The sequence below is a fragment of the Pseudoalteromonas sp. SG43-6 genome (genome assembly GCF_014164365.1).
Lineage (GTDB): Bacteria > Pseudomonadota > Gammaproteobacteria > Enterobacterales > Alteromonadaceae > Pseudoalteromonas > Pseudoalteromonas rhizosphaerae.
In genome coordinates, this window is the sequence record NZ_JACJEZ010000002.1 from 21,451 (window position 1) to 41,333 (window position 19,883).

16 protein-coding genes are annotated in these 19,883 nt (G+C 40.2%); 9 read left to right on the plus strand and 7 right to left on the minus strand.

What is annotated here, in order from left to right:
- Positions 1-30: 30 nt before the first annotated feature.
- Positions 31-1,872, plus strand: a complete 1,842-nt coding sequence (locus H5201_RS00880) for a DUF4105 domain-containing protein (RefSeq protein ID WP_182717558.1) — start codon at positions 31-33, stop codon at positions 1,870-1,872.
- On the opposite strand, the gene H5201_RS00885 is transcribed toward H5201_RS00880, so the two are convergent.
- Positions 1,869-2,693, minus strand: a complete 825-nt coding sequence (locus H5201_RS00885; protein ID WP_182783497.1) for a sterol desaturase family protein — start codon at positions 2,691-2,693, stop codon at positions 1,869-1,871. The genes H5201_RS00880 and H5201_RS00885 overlap by 4 nt on opposite strands.
- Entirely contained in the window at positions 2,683-3,132 is a 450-nt protein-coding gene (locus H5201_RS00890; protein ID WP_182783499.1) for an SRPBCC family protein, read from the minus strand. Before H5201_RS00890 ends, H5201_RS00885 begins: the two co-directional genes overlap by 11 nt.
- Positions 3,133-3,228: 96 nt before the next feature.
- On the opposite strand from H5201_RS00890, the gene H5201_RS00895 reads away from it, so the two are divergent.
- Both H5201_RS00895 and H5201_RS00900 read left to right on the plus strand, forming a co-directional pair.
- Positions 3,229-4,227 carry an AraC family transcriptional regulator gene (locus H5201_RS00895; RefSeq protein WP_013465771.1) on the plus strand — a complete coding sequence of 333 codons (999 nt, stop codon included), beginning with the start codon at positions 3,229-3,231 and terminating at the stop codon, positions 4,225-4,227.
- A 93-nt stretch (positions 4,228-4,320) separates the two neighbouring features.
- The gene (locus tag H5201_RS00900) at positions 4,321-5,082 is read left to right on the plus strand and encodes an ABC transporter substrate-binding protein (RefSeq protein WP_182783501.1); all 762 of its coding nucleotides are present in this window, start codon (positions 4,321-4,323) and stop codon (positions 5,080-5,082) included.
- Here the strand turns inward: H5201_RS00900 and H5201_RS00905 are convergent.
- The gene (locus tag H5201_RS00905) at positions 5,079-5,489 is read right to left on the minus strand and encodes an NUDIX hydrolase (RefSeq protein WP_182783502.1); all 411 of its coding nucleotides are present in this window, start codon (positions 5,487-5,489) and stop codon (positions 5,079-5,081) included. The two genes, H5201_RS00900 and H5201_RS00905, sit on opposite strands and share 4 nt — an antisense overlap.
- Positions 5,490-5,692: 203 nt before the next feature.
- Here H5201_RS00905 and H5201_RS00910 point away from each other — a divergent pair, with 203 nt between their 5' ends.
- Both H5201_RS00910 and H5201_RS00915 read left to right on the plus strand, forming a co-directional pair.
- A complete protein-coding gene (locus H5201_RS00910; protein WP_182783504.1) occupies positions 5,693-7,582 on the plus strand; it encodes an AMP-binding protein in 1,890 nt (629 codons plus the stop codon).
- Between the two features lie 118 nt (positions 7,583-7,700).
- Positions 7,701-8,969 (plus strand): mechanosensitive ion channel family protein, encoded by a 1,269-nt coding sequence (locus tag H5201_RS00915; RefSeq protein WP_182783506.1) that lies wholly within the window; start codon positions 7,701-7,703, stop codon positions 8,967-8,969.
- Positions 8,970-8,972: 3 nt separating this feature from the next.
- On the opposite strand, the gene H5201_RS00920 is transcribed toward H5201_RS00915, so the two are convergent.
- On the minus strand, positions 8,973-9,857 hold the full coding sequence (locus H5201_RS00920; protein ID WP_024601320.1) for a LysR family transcriptional regulator: 885 nt from the start codon (positions 9,855-9,857) through the stop codon (positions 8,973-8,975).
- Positions 9,858-9,967: 110 nt separating this feature from the next.
- Between H5201_RS00920 and H5201_RS00925 the strand changes: the two genes are divergently transcribed.
- Positions 9,968-11,110 (plus strand): alkene reductase, encoded by a 1,143-nt coding sequence (locus tag H5201_RS00925; protein WP_182783508.1) that lies wholly within the window; start codon positions 9,968-9,970, stop codon positions 11,108-11,110.
- 82 nt (positions 11,111-11,192) lie between these two features.
- Here H5201_RS00925 and H5201_RS00930 read toward each other — a convergent pair whose 3' ends face one another.
- Entirely contained in the window at positions 11,193-11,723 is a 531-nt protein-coding gene (locus H5201_RS00930) for a hypothetical protein (protein WP_145234322.1), read from the minus strand.
- 324 nt (positions 11,724-12,047) lie between these two features.
- Between H5201_RS00930 and H5201_RS00935 the strand changes: the two genes are divergently transcribed.
- A complete protein-coding gene (locus H5201_RS00935) occupies positions 12,048-13,388 on the plus strand; it encodes an L-cystine transporter (RefSeq protein WP_149979997.1) in 1,341 nt (446 codons plus the stop codon).
- 315 nt (positions 13,389-13,703) lie between these two features.
- Positions 13,704-15,971: a catalase/peroxidase HPI gene (gene katG, locus H5201_RS00940; protein ID WP_182760760.1), complete on the plus strand. Its 2,268-nt coding sequence runs from the start codon at positions 13,704-13,706 to the stop codon at positions 15,969-15,971.
- Between the two features lie 147 nt (positions 15,972-16,118).
- On the opposite strand, the gene H5201_RS00945 is transcribed toward katG, so the two are convergent.
- Positions 16,119-16,316 (minus strand): CPXCG motif-containing cysteine-rich protein, encoded by a 198-nt coding sequence (locus H5201_RS00945; RefSeq protein WP_145234329.1) that lies wholly within the window; start codon positions 16,314-16,316, stop codon positions 16,119-16,121.
- 764 nt (positions 16,317-17,080) lie between these two features.
- Entirely contained in the window at positions 17,081-18,601 is a 1,521-nt protein-coding gene (locus H5201_RS00950; RefSeq protein ID WP_145234333.1) for an aldehyde dehydrogenase family protein, read from the minus strand.
- A 189-nt stretch (positions 18,602-18,790) separates the two neighbouring features.
- Here H5201_RS00950 and H5201_RS00955 point away from each other — a divergent pair, with 189 nt between their 5' ends.
- Positions 18,791-19,693 (plus strand): AraC family transcriptional regulator, encoded by a 903-nt coding sequence (locus H5201_RS00955; protein WP_182783510.1) that lies wholly within the window; start codon positions 18,791-18,793, stop codon positions 19,691-19,693.
- Positions 19,694-19,883: the final 190 nt, after the last annotated feature.

Genomic DNA, 19,883 nt, shown 5'->3' on the forward strand with positions numbered 1-19,883 from the left:
GTTTATCTCTAGCGGCTTTTATTAGTGATTATGAAAAAAATATTATTTGTTTTACTAATTGCACTGTTCAGTGCTTACTCAAACGCTAAAAGTATTGAAATTAATACATTAGCAACAGATCCATACTGGCTTAAACTGGGTCACTATCGTCCGACGACGCTAGGTGGTTGGAAAAGTGAAGTAGACAGTGTTAAGTTTTTTTTATCCCCTAAAGGAAAGGTAAGCCCAAGGGATGAGCTCAACACCACTATTAACGCATTTAATGGCGATAATAGCCTCCCTCAACAAACACAACAAACTCGGTGCCAATTTCCTGCACGTTACACGTGGCTTAAAACAAAAATAAAAAATAACTGGCCAGAACTTAATTGCCCAGATCTACAAACTTGGCAAAAAATTATAAACCCTAAGGGCGTTACTTTAGTCTTTCCAACTGCATTTATGAATAGTCCATCATCAATGTTTGGCCATACCTTGTTACGTATTGATGCAAAGGATCAAACTCGGCATAAAGAATTACTCGCATTTGCCGTTAATTTTGCAGCAGAGCCAGATGGTTCTGATAATGCTGCAATGTATGCATTAAAAGGCTTAATTGGTAGCTATCCGGGCAAATTTTCACTGATGCCGTATTATAAAAAAGTACGCGAGTATAATGATTTAGAATCTCGTGATATTTGGGAATACAAACTTAATTTATCCGAGGAGCAAGTTAAGCTTATTTTATTACATCTATGGGAGCTACAATTAGCCACTTTTGATTACTTTTTTATAGATGAAAACTGCTCTTATCAGCTGCTCGCATTATTACAACTGGCAAAAAACGATCTCAATTTAACATCCTCATTTGACTTACAAGCCATTCCATCTGATACCGTTGCGGTACTTAGAAATAATAACTTGTTACAAACACCTAATTATCGTCCTGCGTTTGGTACTAAACTGTATCATTATTCTACTCAAATGACTGACGAGCAACTTAGTGATGCAAGAGCGCTTATGCAAGGTGGATCACTCAATACCCGAAACTACTCCGAATCACAATTGGTCGCTATATTAGAAATGGCCTATGAGTGGTTAAATTTTGAGTTTTACGATAAAAATTTAAACCGTGAAGAAATTGCCCCACGACTTGCTAAGTTACTCCTCATGCGTAGCAAATATAAAATAGCTTCGCCATTTACCAAACCAAATCGACCTGCAGCCTCTCCAGAGCAAGGTCATGGTTCTTCTAAAATAACGCTAGCAAGAACCCATTATAATCAACAAAGTGATTTAACAAGTTTTGCATATCGCCTCGCATACCATGACTTACTAGACACCTCTGCTGGGTTTATTCCTGGTGCTCAAATTAGCTTTTTTGATATTGAAGGCGCTATAAAAGATAACGGTAACACTCAGCTAGAACATTTTTATCTATTAGATGCAATGTCACTTGCACCCGATAACCGGATTTTTGATAGCTGGTCATGGAACCTTAAAATGGGCTTTGATCGACAGCCAAATAATGACTTTCAACAAGGCCGCTGGTTTACTAAAGGTGGCTATGGAAAATCAATCGGCAACCCAAACACCCTTCATGGCTATTTATTAGCACAAGTTGAGTTTAACAATGGCGATATAACGGATAAGTTAACAACGGGGTTTGGCACAGAAGCTGGTGTTATTTGGCAAATCAATAATAGTCATAAGCTTGCCCTTACAACAAATATAATGTGGCTTGTCGATGCAGACGTAGATAATCACGCTGATCTAACATTAAAATGGAATTACGCTTTGTCACGAAATTTATCTATACGCACAGAGCTAAAAAACCAGCGATGGTATACAAGCAGTACGTCGGCTAAACTAGCCATTCAATATTACTTTTAATCACTGGGTTTTACGGAGCTTGTTGGGTAACCAAACAGCACGTTTAACTTGGCTTTTAACCCTTTAGCTTGGTAGGTACTTTTAAATAAATACTGCCACTGATGAAAGGTGATTTTGATTGGGTTATTACTGTTTAGTTGGCCAATAATGCCGTATTTACAGGGCTTGTTTTCATCCTCTTCTACATAAGTGCCAAATAATTTATCCCAAATAATTAAAACGCCAGCGAAGTTTTTATCTAAGTAGCCATTATTTATAGCGTGGTGCACCCGATGATGCGATGGGGTATTAAATAATGCTTCAAACCAACCGAGCTTTTTTACCACTTGCGTGTGTACAAAAAATTGATAAGCCAAATTAAGTGCCACCACCGCAAAAACAATCACAGGCTCAAAGCCTATTAATATCATCGGTAACCAAAATAGCCACATTCCCGCCAGCGGATACATTAAACTTTGCCTAAATGCCGTGGTAAAGTTCATTTGAGTAGAACTATGATGCACTACATGAGCGGCCCATAACCAATGAATATGGTGTGATGCACGATGAAACCAATAGTATAAAAAGTCTTGCAGTAAAAAAGCGCCTAATACAGTAAATAGCGTCAATTCAATATCAAATAGCCGAAACTGATACAACCAATAAAAAAACGGCATTAATAATAATAACGCAATGGCATCAGCGCCTTGATGTAATAAAGCAAGTAACGCGTTGGCTAAGCTGTCTTTTATATCGTAGTAACGTCTAAATTTTATAAACTCAACCCCTACAAACAGCAAAAAAATAGGGCTCAGTGCCAATAAAATAATTTCAATGCTCATGACGTTTCTCCTGAAAATAGCTGGCTATTTTTTTAAGTGCTTGGCTAACATCTTTTTTTATAAAAAAAGCCAGTATAAAGTCGGGTAACCACAAAGGCGCAATACAACGAATATGGTAGCTGATCTCGGTGAGTGATGGCTGAGTATTATTGGCTTTTAAGTAAATATCACCACGGTGCTGTGCAACGGGTTTATCCCCTAAAATGCGGTAACAAATGTGGCTATTATCGGCCGTTATTATTTGCTCTTTAAATGTTGTACCTTGCATTTTTACTTGTCTAATAGTGCCTTTTCCACCACTTATTTCACCCGAATCTTGCGGTGTTAACACTTCAAACTGCGCATTAAAAAAGCGCCCCAAATCATCATGCGCTAATAATAAGATGCGTAATTGTTCAGGCGTTGCTGCCACACTATGTTTAACGTTTATCTCAATCATTGTGTGCCCCATATTATTTTTATAGATCTCTAGCATATAAAAATATTGCATGGCAAACTTGCGATTAGATGACTATTTTTTAGCTTTAGGCGACAAATGAAAACCTTAGCCGATCATTACTTTTCTAGCTGTTTGGATTATCTTCAAAGCACAGGATTAGATAGCCAAGAGATACTAACTGCCATTGAATTTGATGAATATACAAATAAGCAAACACAACAATTAGCGCCTCGTATTAGCTTAAAAAGCTATAATGCGCTGCTTAGTTATGCACAGCAAACGCTAAATGACTCCTTATTCGGGTTTGAATTAGGAAAACAAATACGTACCGCTGATTTTGGTGTACTTGGGTATTTAATTGAATCGAGTACTAATCTAGCCAGTGCCATTACTGCACTACTGAGCTACGACAGTTTAGTGGCTAACATAGGGCGTGCTGAGTTTGAACAGCAACAAACACTTTGCAAAGTAACTTGGTTAGCCGATCCACAGTGCAGCCCACAGGCCGTATTACGAAATATGACCGCGTGGGTAAGTGTTATACGCCAACTGCTTAATCCTCAGCTTTCGCCTAGTTGCGTTTATTTTACAGCACATTTTTCAGACAGTGAGTTACAACAATTAGCGCAATGGTTTAATTGCCCAGTAAAAGCTGGCGCTAACTTTAATCAAGTAGAGTTTCCAAGTAGTTACTTAACCCTTCCTTTTAAAACCGATAACTCCCAGATTAACGCTGTGCTAAAGCAAATGTCAGAGCAACAGCTATCCCAGTTTAAAAGTCAGCAATTATTAACAGAAAAAATTAATCATATTTTAATGGCTAAATATGATTTGCAGGACTGTTCACTGATCAGAACGGCTAGTGCTTTAAATATGACCCCGCGCACAGTGCAACGTCATCTAAAGCAAGAAAACACCAATTTTGCCGCTCTCCTTGAGCAAGAGCAAAAACGCCGTTTGTTAACATATATTCCTCATTATTCGCTAAGCAGTATTGCAACTATGTTGGGGTTTAATGATCAAAGCTCTTTTAATCGCGCCTTTAAGCGCTGGTATCAATGCTCACCTCGTCAATTTATAAAAAACAATAATTAAACAATTTGATTACCTAAAACACACATTTAACGTATACCTTTTTATTGATTTTATTTACACTAGCCTCATGTATTGCTTTAAAGACAATTATTTATGCGTTTGCGTATGATGTTAACTGTTTTTGTATTGGTTTTTTATAGTGCGGCCTGTCACGCAAACCCGGTTACCTTCATCGCTGAAGATTTGCCCCCTTATCATTTTAAAAACCCTCAAGGTGAAGCGCAGGGTGCCTTAGTAGATATCGCTAAAGCAGTATTAAAAGGCACGGCTTTAACAGCAACGTTTGAAATAATGCCGATGGCGCGTATGTTTCAACAACAACAAGCCAATCCTAATGCCATCATGCTGTCACTGTTAAAAACACCAAACAAAAACAGCCAGTTTAAGTGGCTGGGAAAAGTGTATTTTGCAGATGCATACCTAGTAAGTTTACGCAGTCATAACGATGAAGTGATTCACTTAAACTTTGCCAAAGAATACAAAGTAGCCACTATTCGCGGTTATTCTGCACAAGCTTATTTAGAAGCTCAAGGCTTTACTGAAAGTGAGAATCTAGTCTTAGTGAGTTACTACCAGCAGCTATGGAGAATGCTGTATAAAAATCGTATCGATTTTGTGGTGACTAACACCCTCACTCTTGAAAACGAGTTAAAGCGAGCAGGGCTCGACCCAAGCTTAATTACTAAGCGTATACACTTAGATGAGCTACCTTCTTCTCTTCACTTTGCAGCAAGTAAGCAGCTTAACCCGCAAACAGCGAAAATTATTACTGATAGATTAAACGCGATAAAAGAAAGCGGTGAATACCAACAAATTTTAAATAAATGGCAACTCCCTATTCCAATGCGTCTTTAGTATTGAGTAGGTAAAACGCCTTGCGTTAAGTAATTTTTCAATGAAGTAAATAAAGGTGAAGGTAAGTTATTAATATCGCACCAACGCCACTGTAAACATTTGTTAGGCTCTTTATTCACAGGCTCGCCATCTTCATACTTTGCCCGTACATATAAAGTAATATAGTGCTTGTTCTCGGCGCTAAAAATATCGTTGGTAAAATCGAGTTTACGAATATTAGTAACAGTAAGCCCTGTCTCTTCAGCGACTTCACGCACTGCACATTGCTCAACCGTTTCACCAAATTCTAAATGCCCCCCAGGGGTTGCCCAGGTATTTGCACCATGGCCGCCTATTCGCTCACCGAGTAAAATTTTATTATCATGCATTACTATCACTGCAACGCCTACTCTGACAACTTGACTCATTATTACCACATTAAATAGTTCATCATTTTTATATGTTACCTCATTTAAATCATCAAACTAGTCGTTAGTTCGTTATAAACCATAGCGTTAGCTAAAAACCACACAATCCGTTCATTATTTAACCGACCATAGTCGAATATCACTCCTGATAAAAAGCGCTTAGTTTTAAATAAAGTTATATTAAATTTTGCTCAGGAGCCTTTATGTCAGGTGAATACAAACAACACTACAACGAGTTTAAACAAAACCCGGCAGCGTTTTGGTTATCGCAAAGTAAACGCCTCCCTTGGTACCAGGCCCCCGAAACAGCTTACACACAAGATGAAAACGGTTTATATCACTGGTTTGCCGACGGCCAACTTAATAGCTGCTTTTTAGCGGTAGATCAGCATGTTATTGCCGGCCATGGTGATGAAACAGCGTTAATTTATGACTCACCCGTAACCCATACCGCGCGCAGCTACAGCTACTTTGAACTACAACAAGAGGTCGCTAAATTCGCAGGAGTAATGCAGTCTTTAGGCGTAACAAAAGGCGACCGCGTGGTTATTTATATGCCCATGATCCCCGAGGCCGTAATTGGTATGTTAGCCTGCGCCCGCATCGGCGCTATTCATTCGGTCGTATTTGGCGGGTTTGCAGCGCATGAGCTTGCCGTAAGAATTGATGACGCCAAGCCTAAGTTAGTACTCAGTGCTTCTTGCGGTGTGGAAGTGAATACCGTAATTGAATACAAAGAGTTACTTGATAACGCGCTCGAATCAGCCTCGTATAAAGTAGAAAATTGTATAATTTATCAGCGTGAGCAAGTAACTGCACCACTTATGCCTGAGCGTGATATTGACTGGGCTGTTGCAATGCAAACAGCTACTGGCGTTGATCCCGTTCCGGTAAATGGCGATCACCCGCTTTATATTTTATACACGTCAGGCACAACGGGTACTCCCAAGGGGGTTGTTCGTGAAAATGGCGGCCATGCCGTGGCCATGCATTACAGCATGGAAACCGTATACGGAATGAAACCCGGTGACGTGTTTTGGGCCGCTTCGGATATTGGTTGGGTTGTAGGCCATTCGTACATAGTGTATGCACCGCTTATGTACCGCTGCGCCACTATTTTATTTGAAGGTAAACCGGTTAGAACCCCAGATGCCAGTGCATTTTGGCGAGTGGTTGAACAGTATAAAGTAACGGCTTTATTTAGCGCACCGACAGCCTTTAGAGCGATAAAAAAAGAAGACCCCAATGCCGATGGGTTTAAACAATACGATACTTCAAGTCTGAAACGCTTGTTTTTAGCAGGCGAGCGCTTAGATCCCCCCACCTACGATTGGCTCAAAGAAAAAACAGGCCTACCTGTACTTGATCATTGGTGGCAAACCGAAACTGGTTGGGCGATAGCCTGTAATCCTGTCGGCATTGAGCACCTACCTACAAAAGCAGGCAGTTCAACGGTTGCGACTCCTGGGTTTGACGTACGTATTTTAGATATGAATGGCGACCAATGCGCCCCCAATGAACAAGGTGCAGTCGTTATTAAACTGCCTTTACCGCCAGGATGTTTACCTACTATTTGGCAAAATACCGAGCGCTTTAAAGCCGGTTATTTAAGTGAATATGATGGCTATTATCTTTCTGGCGACGGCGGTTATATTGATGATGATGGCTACCTATTTATTATGGGCCGCACCGATGATGTGATTAATGTCGCGGGGCATCGTTTATCAACCGGTGAAATGGAAGAAATTGTAGCCGCTCACCCAGCAGTTGCTGAGTGTGCCGTATTTGGTATTAATGATGCGCTCAAGGGTCAAAACCCCATGGCCATGGTAGTGTTAAAAAATGATTTTCGTGGCTCGCATAAAGAAGTAGAGCAACAATTGGTGCAAACCGTGCGTAATCAAATCGGCGCTATTGCGTGTCTTAAAAATATTATGTGTGTAGAGCGCTTACCAAAAACACGCTCAGGTAAAATTTTACGCAAAAACTTACGTCAACTTATTGATGGTGAAGAACTGCAAATTCCATCAACCATTGACGATCCGAGTATTTTTGAGGAATTAACTCTGCAACTTGCTGAAAGTAAAATATAAATATTATTTCTAAAACGTCTATTTAAGCACGGCTTAAATAGACTTTTCACGCCCCATCTGCTTAACTAGATTTCATTAAATAGTGAAACTCACGCAAATAAATCTCTTGGGAATATAAATGACTGAAATACGATCGCAGCTGCGAGAATTTTTACTGCAATGGTTTAGTCTTTATTTTCCTGGGAGTGCGTATTTATGGTACGACATATTAGTACTGTGCTGGGTTGGCTTATTTGCGCTCATATTGCACCTCATTTTAAGGTCAGTTTCAAAACGACTACTTAAAGGCCGCTTTAGTGATAAAGTTGTTCAAACCGATATCCACACGCCTGCCGACTTAGCGCTTAAATTAACACGTAATATTTCCTTTGTTTTACAAGGTGCTGTGGTTGTTATACAAGCAAGGCTCTGGGTTCCCGAAGGAACGGCTTTTTTACATATCATTGAGATGTTTACTGATCAGTGGATCATTTTATTTGCACTACTTTCGCTGTTCTCTTTGCTTAATATTTTTCAAGCGATATCTGACAGGCAACCCATTGCAGCTCACTTTCCATTACGTGGTTTTTTACAAACAATTAAACTGATCGCCAGCGTATTAACCGGTATTTTAGCGATTTCATTATTAATGAATAAATCCCCGTTAATATTACTCAGTGGTTTAGGTGCGCTATCGGCTGTACTGCTACTGGTGTTTAAAGACGCTATTTTAGGGCTGGTGGCCGGTATTCAGCTCTCAGCAAACAATATGCTTGCGGTTGGTGATTGGTTAGAAATGCCCAAATACGGCGCAGATGGCGATGTGATTGATATAGCCTTGACCACAGTTAAAGTAAGAAATTGGGATAAAACCATTACCACTATCCCAACTTATGCGCTAATTTCTGACTCATTTAAAAACTGGCGCGGTATGTCAGAATCCGGTGGCAGGCGCATAAAACGGAGTATTCACATAGAAATGAGCAGTGTGCGCTTTTTAGATGAGCAAGAGATCACCGCGCTGAAAAAAGCAGATTTATTAAGCCACTACCTCGAAATTACCCTACCGGTTATTAACGAGCAAAATACCACGAAAAAAATAGATATGAGCTGTACGTTAAATGGTCGCCGGCTCACTAATGTTGGCACATTTCGTCATTATTTAGTCGCGCTATTAAAACATCACCCACATATTCATCAGGGAATGACACTGATGGTAAGGCAGCTAGAGCCAACTAAAAATGGCTTACCCATTGAGATTTATGCATTTACCAATACAACTAATTGGGGTGAGTATGAAAATATTCAGTCAGATATATTTGACCATATATTAGCGATATTACCCGCCTTTTCGTTACGTGCCCATGAGGCACCAACAGGGAACGATATTCGTCAACTAATTAAATAGTCACTAAATCCGTTTTAATTGCGCTATTAACCACTGGTGAATATCGCTGTTATTTGAACGTGGATGCCACGCTGCAATCACCTTAAATGGCGGTGGTAATAATTCAACTTCAAGCTGTTTCACTTTGGCGTTTGGCAGTAAACGCGATGGGTAAAAAGCAATTAAGTCAGTACTGCAAAGCAAATCGGGGACAAATGAAAAGCCAGGCACTGACATAACAATATTGCGCGCATACCCCTTATCAGCAAACCACTGGTCGTGAGAGCCTCGTAAGTTAGCACGTGACGCTGAAACCACTAATTGAGGGTGTGCGGCCACTTCAGCAAGGCTCAACGTCGATGAAGAAAACACCGTGTTTTTCCCCGCAATACAAATATGTTGTTCTTCAAATAATGTGTCATAGATTAAGTTTGCAGGGATAAATTCAGGAAAACTAATTAATAAATCCAGCTCTCCTGCACTTATTAATTGATTAACATTATCAGAGGCAAAGTCACGAATAATCAGCTTTAATCCTGGCGCTTCGCGTCTTGTTATTTCTAATAATTGTGGCAAAAGAGCTGCTATAGCGTAATCAGTCGCACTTATTGTAAATACGCCCTTGTAGCTACTTGGGATAAATTGTTTAGGTATTAATAACGCTTCTACCTGAGTTAATATTTGATTAATGGGCTTCTCTAGTGCAATTGCTTTAGGTGTTGCAACCATTGTATTGCCTTGGCGAATAAAAAGCCGATCGTCAAATAAGTCACGCAATTTTCGCAGCTGCTCACTAATAGCCTGCTGGGTTAAGCCCATTTTGCGGGCCACATCCGACACATTTTTTAGTTTAAGTAATGCACTCAATATTCGTAATTGTTTTATATCAAGCCGAGATATACCATTCATAATTGTATCTTAAACAAAAAAGCATTGTTTCAAATTGTACCTTTTAATCCCTATGCTCACCAGCATTGTAATTGGCACTAAACAGCATTATTAATTTAAAAGGTATTAAAATGAGTCAACCAAGTAAAAATATCGACAGTCTATTTTCATCAATCAATTTAGGCCCATACACACTTAAAAACCGTATTGTAATGCCGCCACTTACACGTTCACGTAGCACGGTTCCTGGCAATATCCCCAACGAGGTGATGGCCACATATTATGCACAGCGTGCTAGTGCTGGTTTTATGGTTACCGAAGGCACTCAAATTGAACCAAGAGGACAAGGGTATGCCTGGACACCGGGCATTCATTCTAATCAACAAATAGCTGGTTGGAAAAAAGTAACTGATGCAGTACATGCAGAAGGTGGAATTATTTTTGCCCAGCTTTGGCATGTTGGCCGCGTTTCACATACTAGCTTACAGCCTAATGAAGCCAAACCTATTGCTCCCTCAGCTCTAACAGCTGATAGCGTTAAAGTCTTTATTGAAACAGGACCGGCTCAAGGCGCTTTAGCCGATCCAAGTGAACCACAAGCTTTAACAACCAATGAAGTAAAAGAGCTTGTTGGCATGTATGCACAAGCTGCCCGTAATGCGCTAGAGGCGGGGTTTGATGGCGTAGAACTGCATTGTGCTAATGGGTATTTAGTAAATCAGTTTATTTCTGAGCACACCAATAAACGAGATGATGAATACGGCGGCTCTCTTACTAATCGCCTGCGCTTTTTAAAAGAAATTGTCGCGGCAGTAAGTGACGTAGTAGGCCCTGAGCGCTTAGGGGTTAGATTTGCGCCCTTATTTAGCAGTACTGATGAAACCCGTGTTTATTTAGGCTTAGTAGAATCAGACCCGCACCATACCTACATTGAAGCAATTAAAGTACTTGAACAAGCCGGTATTGCCTACCTCTCAATTGCAGAAGCTGATTGGGACAATGCCCCTGATTTACCAGAGCAATTTTATCAAGCAGCCAGAGCTGAATTTTCTGGGCGTATTATTTACGCTGGTAAGTACACCGTTGAAAAAGCGGTGGCGATGTTAGCTAAGGGCTACGGTGATTTATTTGCTTTTGGTCGCCCTTTTATTGCAAACCCTGATTTACCAGCGCGCATAAAAAATAAATGGCCATTAAATGAAGCCGATGCAGCCACTATGTATGGCGGGACTGAGCAAGGTTACAGTGACTATCCTTGCTATAAAAATGATTGATAAAAATAACGGAGTAAGAGGCAGCTTAAGTTAAAAATAAATGACCCAAACATGCAGCCCATGTTTGGGTCATTACAGGGTATTACTGCTTTTTATCTATCACCATTTTTAGTTCATTTAATGCAGCAACCGAAAAACCCCGATCATAAAAGTAAATAATCTTACCGCTACCATCAATTAATACGATGCGGCTATTATTCGGATTTTCATTACCAGTGAACGCTTGTACTGCATCACCGTCTTTATAAATAGTGATCACCCCGCCCCACAGTTCTTTAGGAATGCCTTTTCTCATACCGCTATCAATAAAAGTACTAAACATACGCGGCACCATGCCTTGAATTGTGGGTAACTCATAAGCGGTGACGTTTATGCCACTCATATCCAAGCCAATAAGCCAGCGATCAATATCAAATTGACTATCTTGTTTATACCCAATTAACAGTAATGTCTGTGCGTTGTTAAAGTCTGTAGGGATAGTAAATTGCTGTTGCTCCAAGCTTTCACCACTGATAGTTGGAAACTGTTTACCGACTAAGTTCTGATTTGGGTATTGACTCGAACACCCACTTAAAAAAATAAAAAACATTAAACCAACAACTGATCGCAACATCTCTGTTCTCACTATTAATTAATAAACGATTAGGAAAAATTCTTTTGAATACAAATTTTTGATACGAATAAACACGCTATTAAGATCTAAATAACAACCAAAGAAGTCCATTCATACTGTTTTTTATCATTGCTTAATTTACCATTGATTATTAGCACCTTTAAATAGAAGCTCAACGGTTATATTTGTGTACAATAGTATTTTTTATACTCAAACATTATTAGCACATATCAATTTGTTCTATAGCATATCAAAAGTGTATTTTCGTTACCCGATACAAAACGCTAAAGTGCCGCGCTTATTCACAGCTTTAAAGAGGATGCTATGTCGCTTGCTGTTTTATTAATGCTGGCATTATTTGTCGGTTTGCTGTTTGCGATTTATCTTTTTTCGCAAAAAAGTAAAACCTTATCTCGCACTGTTTTATTTGGCTTAGTTGTTGGTAGTGCTTTTGGTTTAGCCTTACAATTTTTATTTTCCCACTCCCCAGAGTCTATTAATGACGTTTTAAGTTGGGTAAGTGTTGTTGGTAAAGGCTATGTTGGGCTATTAAAAATGATCATCATGCCATTGGTATTGGTGTTTATGATTGCCGCCGTGGTGAAACTAGAAAACCAAGGCTCTTTGGGCAAAATATCGTTCATTAGTATTGCTGTTTTACTCTTTACTACGGCAATTGCAGCCTTAATTGGTATTGCCGTAACCTATGGCTTTAATTTAAGTATTGAAGGCTTAGTTTCGGGAACCCGTGAGGCAGCAAAAATGAGCACGCTAGAGGGTAAAGCAGCCAATGTAGCTGATTTAAGTGTGCCACAAATGCTATTGAGCTTTATTCCAGAAAATCCATTTGCTGATTTAAGTAACCAACGCTCAACCTCTATAATTGCCGTCGTTATTTTTGGTGTCCTTGTAGGGATTGCCGCACGCAAGGTGATGCTTGAACGTAGCGAACTAGCAGATCCAATTCGCAACGGTGTTAACGCCTTACAAGCCATAGTAATGAACTTAGTAAGAATGGTGATAGCGCTAACGCCTTATGGCGTCGCAGGGTTAATGGCAAGCGTTGTGGCAAACTCAAGTAGCAATGATATTGTTAATTTACTGGCGTTTATTGTGGCTTCCTATGTCGCTATATTATTAATGTTTATTGCTCATGGTTTATTACTTAGCCTAGTTGGTGTGAACCCTAAGAGTTACTTTGAAAAAATTTGGCCAGTACTGACCTTTGCATTTAGCTCGCGTAGTTCAGCAGCCTCTATTCCTATGAATGTGGATGTACAAATTAACCAGCTAAAAGTGCCGCCTGCTATAGCTAACTTATCGGCTTCTTTTGGCGCCACTATTGGCCAAAATGGCTGTGCCGGTATTTACCCAGCCATGCTGGCAATGATGGTAGCACCCAGCGTAGGAATTGATCCGCTGACATTCGAATTTATTTTACCGTTAATTGGCATTGTTGTTATAAGCTCTTTTGGTATTGCCGGAGTAGGTGGTGGCGCAACGTTTGCTGCATTGGTTGTATTACCGACCATGGGATTACCGGTTGAGATAGTCGCGTTACTGATCTCAATTGAGCCATTAATAGACATGGCACGCACCGCATTAAACGTATCAGGGTCAATGACCTCAGGTGTTATAACGAGTAAATTAATTAAAGTGCACTAGATTTTTTGTAGTCGCCCAGCTTTGGCTGGGCTTTTTTATCTGTATTACTCCCTCCGCCTTAAGTAAAAACAATCCATTTATCTAATCACTAAAACAAAATCAATCATATTTATAGATTGTAGTAATCGCTTTATTTCGCACACACATTTCAGCCCGTTGCTATATTCTTTTCATTGCTTTGTTATTCAGGCTTGATTAAGCCTCACTTGAGCAAACAAATTTACAACTCAATAATTTTTAAAACGATTGAGATCTCTGTTTAAAGTAGTAATACGCTTTGTATAACGAAATTCGTTAACTTTAAGGAAGCTGACAATGAAAAACCGTTCATTCAATAAAAAAGCGCTTGTTGGATTTATAAGTATGGCACTTATATCTGGCACCGCTGTTAGCCAAGAAAAACCACAAATGTCAAAGCCACAAGGTGCTGTTGGCATGGGTGAAGCTAAAATGGGCGCAACCAGAACAAACCAGTTTTGGTGGCCAGATCAACTTAACCTTTCACCTCTGCGTGATCATGATGAACGCTCAAACCCTTACGGTGCCGACTTTAATTATGCCAAGGCATTTAATAGCCTAGATTTAGACACAGTAAAAAGTGATATTGATGCCCTACTAACACAATCTCAAGATTGGTGGCCGGCGGATTTTGGTAACTATGGGCCATTTTTTATCCGTATGACATGGCACAGCGCAGGTACTTACCGTACGCTTGATGGCCGCGGTGGTGCTGGTGGCGGTCAACAACGTTTTGAACCTCTCAACAGCTGGCCAGACAACGTAAGCCTAGATAAAGCGCGTCGTCTACTTTGGCCTATTAAACAAAAATACGGAGAAGCACTTTCATGGTCAGATTTAATCGTATTAGCCGGTAACGTTGCTCTAGAAAACATGGGGTTTGAAACCTATGGTTTTGCCGGCGGCCGGACTGATGACTGGGAACCAGACATGGTTTACTGGGGCCCTGAAGTAGAAATGCTTGCCAGCGACCGTGAAGATGCCAGCGGCAAATTAGAACGCCCATTGGGTGCAACTCACATGGGTTTAATTTACGTAAATCCTGAAGGCCCTAAAGGGGTTCCTGATCCAATCGGTTCAGCTAAAAATATTCGTGTGGCGTTTTCTCGCATGGCCATGAACGACGAGGAAACTCTTGCACTTATCGCAGGTGGCCACACCTTTGGTAAAATGCATGGTGCGCACAAACCGAAAGATTGTGTGGGTGCAGAGCCCGCAGCAGCAGGCATTGAAGAACAAGGGTTAGGCTGGAAAAACAAATGTGGTAAAGGCCACTCTGAAGATACCGTATCAAGTGGTTTAGAAGGCGCATGGACACAAGCTCCTACTCGCTGGTCATCACTGTACCTTAGCAATCTACTTAACTTTGAGTGGAAACAAACTCGCAGCCCAGCGGGTGCGATCCAATGGATCCCAACCGACGAATCTATGCACAAAACCGTACCTGATGCTCATGTGAAAGGTAAGTTTAATTCACCAGTCATGACGACTGCAGATTTAGCACTTAAATTCGATCCTGAATACCGCAAAATTGCTGAACGCTTTTTAAACGACCCTAAAGAGTATCAACTGGCATTTGCTAAAGCATGGTACAAATTGACTCACCGAGATATGGGGCCACCACGTAACTTCTTAGGTAAAGAAGTTCCTAAAGGAGACTTAATTTGGCAAGATCCTATTTCAGCAGAGACTCAATCAAACATTGATGCTGGCGCAGTAAAAGAGCTTAAAGCCAGTATTTTAGATTCAGGTCTTAGCGTATCAGAGCTAGTACGTGTTGCATGGGCATCTGCAGCAAGCTACCGTCATTCCGATATGCGCGGTGGTGCTAATGGTGCACGCCTTGCACTTGCACCACAAAAAGACTGGGCTGTGAATAATCCAGCTGAAACAGCAAAAGTAATCAAAACCTTAAAAGCGATTCAAACCGACTTTAATGATAGTTTCTTTAGCAAAAGCCAAGTGTCACTGGCCGACCTGATTGTGTTAGCTGGTAATGCAGCGATTGAAAAAGCAGCGAAAGATGCAGGCTACACAGTAGACGTACCGTTTAATGCTGGCCGTGGCGATGCTACGCAAGCTCAAACTGACGTTAATGCATTTAGTTTATTAGAGCTGCCTGCCGATGGCTTTAGAAACTACTTTGATGCTGAACAAAGCTACAAATCGCCAACTGAAATGCTAATAGATAAAGCAGATCAACTTGATCTAACAGTGCCTGAAATGACGGTATTAGTAGGCGGATTACGTTCGCTTGATGCGAACTATAAAGGCACTGACTACGGCGTATTTACTGACAAGCCAGGCACTCTAAATAACGATTTCTTTGTTAATTTATTGGATATGTCTACGGTTTGGAAAAAGTCATCAGATGCGGGGATTTATCAAGGCTTTGATCGTCAATCAGGTGAGCAAAAGTACACAGCCACTTCAGTTGACCTTATCTTTGGTTCAAATTCAGAGCTGCGTGCAGTTGCAGAAGTATATGCCTTTGATACATCAAAGCAAAAGTTTGTAGAAGACTTTGTTGCGGCATGGACTAAAGTAATGAACTTAGACCGTTAATAACCATTAAGTAATGCAACCATAGCGCTGCAATTAATTGCAGCGCTTTTTATGTTGGTTAATCATACTCTTTTATATATTACTGCATTGCTTTGCAGCTAAACATACTGCCCAAACCTTGCTGAGTGTAAGTGCCTATAAAGATAGTCAATAAGCTTCGTCATCACTAAAAACCGTCACTGAAAGCTCTTCATCTATATTTTCAAAAACTAAAAAATTAATAGGCTTACAACAGACTTGGCAGTCCTCAATATATTGTTGATCAACATCTGCCGGATCGAGCAGCACGTCAATATTCTCACCACAATAAGGACATGCTATCGTTTTTTCAGTTAATTGATTCATTGCTATAACCTCACATATTACTTGCTATACCCATTATCATTAGACATATAGTATCAAGCTGCATTTCTTTGTGCAGGCTCTTTGTTGAATTTCTTTGCAGGAGCAATCAGCATACTATACTCACTCATAGTACTGCCGATAACATACTTACACTCAAAGTGTTTTAACAAACAACTTAATTTATTGCTATATTAAACTCATTAAATTTAAGGGTGTTGGGTAAAACGAAAAAGCAACAGGCATAAATATCTTTGCCTAAGATAGTGCATATCTAGCCTCACAAAATTTAGGACATTAAAAGATATTTGCATAAATATATTCAAATTCATCATCTTTTTCATAAAATACGACATCACAAAGGGATCCTTTTGCTCCGCCTCGCTTTTTGCAAACTCAATATTTTTGCGCATATAAGAGCTCAAAATATCTAAATGACTTCAAGGAATTGGGATTTAATTTTTAGCAGCTTAGATTGCACTCCAGCCTCTATAAAAATCTAACGAGCCTGAAGAATAATTCGTTTTTAATTTATTTTTTATTGATGTACTAACCACAGTCGAATTCCTATTTTGATTCAATCGGTTACTTCTATTTCACGAAAAATATAAAAAGAGGACTTGGTGTTGTTTTAATTGGCATTTTGGAAGTTATTACAGGTGTTTGAGGATATAAAGCGCAGTGCTTTAGAAAAGTAAAAAAGCGCTGCAACAATACAGCGCTTTCATTACTCATAAAAATTATTTGTTTAAGCTTAACCGCTTTATTTAAAAGAAGCCGAGCGGATCTTCGCTGTAGCTTACTAATAAATTTTTAGTTTGTTGGTAATGGTCAAGCGCAAGCTTGTGGGTTTCGCGGCCGATGCCTGATTTTTTATAACCACCAAACGCAGCGTGTGCAGGATACATATGGTAACAGTTGGTCCATACACGGCCTGCTTCTATTTTGCGGCCAAAGTGATAAGCACGGTTCATGTTGCGGCTCCATACCCCTGCGCCTAGACCAAATTCAGAGCTATTAGCCAGTTCGAGTGCTTCGGCTTCGTCTTTAAAGGTCGACATTGAAATCACCGGGCCAAAAATTTCTTCTTGGAATACCCGCATATCGTTAGTGCCTTTTAACAGCGTTGGCTGAATGTAATAACCGCCATTTAGCTCATCTGTTAGTTGCTCTACATTGCCGCCAGTAAGTACTTGTGCGCCTTCTTTTTTGCCAATTTCAATATAGCTGAGAATCTTATCAAACTGTGCTTTAGACGCTTGTGCGCCTACCATGGTTTCACTATCAAGCGGGTTACCGCGTTTAATTTTTAATGTGCGCTCTAAAATACGCTCAATAAACTGCTCGTAAATATCTTCTTGAATAAATAGTCGCGATGGGCAAGTACACACTTCACCTTGGTTAAAGTACGCAAGTACTGCGCCTTCAATGGCTTTACTTAGGAAGGAATCGTCTTTTTCCATTACATCGTTAAAGAAAATATTCGGTGATTTACCACCGAGCTCAACCGTTGATGGAATAATGTTATCAGCGGCACATTTTAAAATGTGTGAGCCAACAGGAGTTGAGCCGGTAAAAGCAATTTTAGCTATACGCGTGCTGGTTGCCAGCGCTTCGCCCGCTTCTTTACCGTAGCCATTTACTACATTAAGCACGCCTGCAGGCAATAAATCACCAATAATTTCCATCAACACTAAAATAGATACTGGTGTTTGTTCAGCCGGTTTGAGTATCACACAGTTACCTGCGGCAAGCGCTGGTGCGAGTTTCCATGCGGCCATTAGAATTGGGAAGTTCCACGGAATGATTTGTCCAACAACGCCCAGTGGCTCATGAAAATGATACGCGACTGTGGTTTCGTCTATCTCGCCAATACTGCCCTCTTGGGCGCGAATACAACCGGCAAAATAACGAAAATGATCTGCCGCCAGTGGGATATCTGCCGCCAATGTTTCGCGAATGGCTTTACCGTTATCCCACGTTTCAGCAACTGCAAGAAGCTCAAGGTTTTGCTCTATCCGATCAGCTATTTTTAATAATATATTACTACGAGCCGTTACTGAAGTTGTACCCCAAGCAGCTTTTGCAGCGTGGGCTTTATCAAGGGCAAGTTCAATATCCGCTTTATCAGAGCGTGGTACTTTACAAAATACTTTACCATTAACGGGGCTAATATTATCAAAGTACTGACCATTTACAGGCTCGACCCACTGTCCGCCAATGTAATTACCGTACTGGGATTTAAAGTTAATAAGTGCGCCGTCGCTGCCAGGATTTGCATAGATCATTGTGTGTGTCCTTTATTCAAAATGTTGCTTTTTAAATTTAATCAAATTGACTAAGTTTGACGGGAGATTGTTGTTTATTTATCCGTCACCTGTTGACATTAGCTTATAAGAAGCATAAAAACTTGATTAGCTGTCCAAAAAACATGTCTGTGCGTCCAAACTCTGTTGGTCGTGTTTAAAGGAAATAAAATGAATACCACGTTATTGACTGAAAAACTGACTAAAAAGCGCCAAGCGGTTGATGTACTGATCGAAAATAAAATTACTTTTGCCTCAGACAACGCCGAGCTGAGCATTTACGACACCTACCAAGACGCACAAAAAGTAGCACTGCATTCCAGCGAACTGCTGTTTTGCGGCATGATCAGCGGTAAAAAAGTGATGCACGTTGCTGACAGTAACTACCATGAAGAATTTTTACCCCAGCAATCATTTGTATTAGCACCCGAACAAGGGGTTTTAATCGACTTCCCAGAAGCATCAATGCAGCAACCTACCACCTGTTTGGCTATCGAAATTAGCCGCGATAAAATCAGCCAAGTAGCTGACGCGCTAAATATGCAGCAGCAAATAAGCAGCGATGATTTTTTTCATTACATTCCAAAGCTGGTGCATACCCAACACAATCAACAAACCCAACAATTACTTGAACGGATGATTGGGTTATTTAGCGAAAACGAGCAAGATCGTCATTATTTAATTGATCTATCAGTAAATGAGTTAATCACTCGATTATTACAACAACAAAGCCGCGATTTAATGCTCGCCAATTGCCAACAAACTATTGCATGCCCATTAACCGATGCCCTACATTTTATTAAAGAACATCTTAATCAAACTTTAGATATCGATACTTTATGTAAAATAGCCTGCATGAGCCGTAGTAAATTTTACCAGCAATTCAAACTCGCCTTTGGGCAAACTCCGGCCATGTGGCAACAACAGCTAAGATTAAAGAGATCTCGCCAACTTCTACAATCAGGACAACAAATAAGTCAAGTTTGCTACGATCTTGGCTTTACCAACCCCAGTCACTTTAGCCGTTTGTTTAAGCAAAAATTTGGTGTTTCACCTAAACAATGCAAGCATTAATATTCATCTATTAAGAATTTTTAACTAAATTAAAAGTTTTTATTGACTCGAACGCAATTGCAGATTATTTTCCCGCTGATGTTTTTATCGGCATAACAATAGCGGCATGCATCCCCTGCACCGTCTGGCGCCAAGCCAACGCATTTTACTGTGTCGCAATTGTGCTAAACCCACCGCGAAACCTAACAGT